We start from the raw sequence: 2582 nt of genomic DNA, 5'->3' as shown, positions 1-2582 counted from the left end.
TGAACGTTCATCTTAAAATAAACCGATTGGACTTTTTGGATGTATATTTTTCTGGTGTTCTCGGTGCGTTTGGAAAAACCCGCATTATAAGCGCCGACACTGTTCCAATAATAACCATGACTCGCAAAGTTAGAACTTAATACCCACGCACCTAATGAAACATTAAAACAAGGTTCATAAATATTGGCTTTATTGACATTAAATTCAGCCAATCGAGGAAACCAAATAGAGTTAATTTGCATGAGTCCAAAGTCACGACTGGTTACTTGACCTTTTTTATTTTTGTTTTCGTTATAAGCATTAGGATCAAGACTGCTTTCAACTTGTGCTATCGCTCGCAGCAAAGCTGGAGCAACATTATAATGTTGTCCTGCTTCATCAAAACAAAACGAATACCCAACACTTGGAAATACCGACAATAATAAGATTGATTTTTTCATAAACTAAAAAATGGAGTCCAAAGGAACTCCATTATATCGCGTGAATTGACGTCATCAATATTCATTCGGGAGCAAAATCGTAGTGCAACTACGATCACGCTTGGTAATTATCCAGACTTGTTCATTACAAATGGTGTAACTGGATAAAACCCGCTCGCCTATCTTGGTGGCTTCATCATTGGTAAGTTTATCTTCAACACAGACATTTCCCCAATCACCATTTTGGTGACGATGTAAGTAAATCGGTAAATTCACACCAATATTGTTATTTAGCAGTTCAGCAATGCCTTGTGTACAAACGACTTGGCCAAGATCAAACGGCACAACCGTACAAACATAATTTTTTTCTTTTATTTCTTCGTTACCTGATGTAAGATTTTTAATGTTCATTTTATTTACCCCTGTATTTAAATTGAATTTGCCTTGATATTTGATACAGCAAATATCAAGGCGCTTTACTTTTAGCGTTTAAGAAACGTCTTCCGTTTTACGAATGTGATTAAATACCTTATACACTTCATCGTAAGAAATACCATACCCTTCGAGACTTTCGACACAATCACAAATGTCATTGGTATAAAAACACTCGTGATTGAATAGCTCACGGCGAATGATCGCTTTTTTACCATTCTCTTCGATGTCTTCGGCGATCCCTTCTTGAGCAATAGAATCTAAACGGGTCATTAATTGCTTTGCATTATCAACAGGGCAAATTAAACCCATACCTAACGACGCATATTTCACGCCCTCTTTTTTTGCTTCATCGAACTGTTTAGTGGAAAAGGCAAAAAATGCCCCTGCTTCATTAAATGCTAGCGTTTGTTTGTCTTGAACATAGTGGGAGAGATATTTCATGACTTACTCCTGACGTTAATACAAAAATATCCCAGTAATTAAAACGGGCAACGGTGAAACGAAAAGAGGGCTCTCGAAGGGGTTGATACATCCTTCACAATAAAATTGTCAGTTAAGTCCCCTATTTTAAAGTGATGTAAGATACTCTTCTCAACCTCAGCCAGAGTGGATGGGTAGAACTTAGAATCACGCAGAGTAAATCCCGCGATTTTGAGTTCAGCTAAGGTAATATCGCTACACGGCGTAAGAGAAAAGCCGTGCTCTTCTCCCTCTGTACGCTGAGGAATACGCAGTAAAGAGATATCATTTTTTGGTGAGCTTTCGTGCCCAGCGGCGAAACGCTGGTCGCTGAAATTCGATTTAGAGAGAGTTGGGGTTGTATGTTGTTGTGCCATGAGGAGTTTCCTTTCTGTTTGAGGATCACTTTTATGGAGCCGCTTGGCTGTCCACACCTCAAACATGGTTCTTCTCTGCAGGGGCGCGAAGCGTTCATTTACCCTTGCAGAGAAGGTTCTGATTGAGGATGGTTAACAGCCTGCGAGCACCATCAAATGATGCGAGTCGAAAGGGAAATCGGCACATAAGACAGCAAGCCTTTACTCGAACTTAATTGAAATCAGTGAAAGGTAACGAGGAGGCACGACGAGGCGCAGCTACGCAGTAGCGCAGGCGTTCAGGATTGCAGCGATATCCGTTTAGATAGGGGCTGTAGAGAGGCACATTCTGGGGCGGCACGCAGTGACTCACCCGGGTGATGCCACGTTTAGGCCATAGATGAAAGATACAAGCGGAGAGCCTTGCCCGAAGGGTAACGCACAACTCAAGCCTTTATCATGACGCTACGCTTCAAATCAGCCTTAAACCGTTATAATAAAAAAGGCGCCTATCAGCCACAAACCCACAAAGTGACACCATGACAAAGCAATATAATCAAACATCGAGTAAATGGGCGCACTGTGGTACTGAGAGCCGGTTTGACGACCGCTTGCGGTCGAGCCTTTGGCTTAAATTCTTTTAGCGCGAGCGTTGAAGCGATCGAGGACATAACGAGAACAAAAAAATGCCTCTAGGATAAGAGGCATTTCAGAAAACATATTTGAACATTAAACGTTGATATGACTACCCACCCAAAACGCGGCACCGGCTACCGTCGCAATCATCGCGAAGGCTGTTGCAATAATGAGGTTTTTAAGGGAACTCACTTCATTACGAACCCCCAGGACCTCATTCCTAACCGCTTCGATCTTCTGATCGAGTTCTTTACGCGTATCATTTAACTGCTCTTGA

The 2582-nt window shown here is 41.8% G+C and carries 4 protein-coding genes and 1 pseudogene; all 5 read right to left on the bottom strand.

The features are described 5' to 3' along the window. On the bottom strand, window positions 1–440 hold a 440-nt coding region (locus tag AB6D80_RS24590; protein WP_371729370.1), incomplete at its 3' end, for a lytic transglycosylase domain-containing protein. A 54-nt stretch (window positions 441–494) separates the two neighbouring features. Continuing rightward, window positions 495–830 carry a type I restriction endonuclease subunit M gene (locus AB6D80_RS24585; RefSeq protein ID WP_372045903.1) on the bottom strand — a complete coding sequence of 112 codons (336 nt, stop codon included), beginning with the start codon at window positions 828–830 and terminating at the stop codon, window positions 495–497. Window positions 831–908: 78 nt separating this feature from the next. After that, window positions 909–1295, bottom strand: coding sequence for a hypothetical protein (locus AB6D80_RS24580; protein WP_102579847.1), 387 nt, complete (start codon window positions 1293–1295; stop codon window positions 909–911). Between the two features lie 38 nt (window positions 1296–1333). Beyond that, window positions 1334–1690: a hypothetical protein gene (locus AB6D80_RS24575; protein ID WP_102421257.1), complete on the bottom strand. Its 357-nt coding sequence runs from the start codon at window positions 1688–1690 to the stop codon at window positions 1334–1336. A gap of 708 nt (window positions 1691–2398) precedes the next feature. Next, window positions 2399–2582, bottom strand: a pseudogene (locus AB6D80_RS24570) (DUF1640 domain-containing protein); the annotation flags it as partial.

This window comes from Vibrio sp. 10N.247.310.17 (assembly GCF_041466605.1).
Lineage (GTDB): Bacteria > Pseudomonadota > Gammaproteobacteria > Enterobacterales > Vibrionaceae > Vibrio > Vibrio tasmaniensis_A.
The sequence above is the reverse complement of the archived record's forward strand: the minus strand, read 5'-3'. Positions and strand labels throughout refer to the sequence as shown.